At 43.6% G+C, this 225-nt stretch carries 1 protein-coding gene; it reads left to right on the top strand.

All coding sequences use genetic code 11. The features are described 5' to 3' along the window. On the top strand, nt 1-225 hold a 225-nt coding region (locus V6256_RS15650), incomplete at both ends, for a 3-methyl-2-oxobutanoate hydroxymethyltransferase (protein ID WP_341599152.1).

Genomic DNA, 225 nt, shown 5'->3' on the forward strand with positions numbered 1-225 from the left:
CTCAACCCTGCCTGTCACTGTTGATTATTTTGCTTATCACACAGCTTCAGTGGCAAGCACGACTGAGAAGGCATTAATCTTTGCTGATTTACCCTTTATGTATTACTCCACCCCTGAACAAACTTATAATAATGCAGCGACACTGATGCGCTCAGTCGCCAATATGGTGAAGTTAGAATGTGGTACTTGGTTATCAAGCTCAATCGCCGGCTTAATTGAACGAGG

Origin of the sequence: Psychromonas aquatilis (assembly GCF_038155185.1) — a bacterium.
Classification (GTDB): Bacteria; Pseudomonadota; Gammaproteobacteria; order Enterobacterales; family Psychromonadaceae; genus Psychromonas; species Psychromonas aquatilis.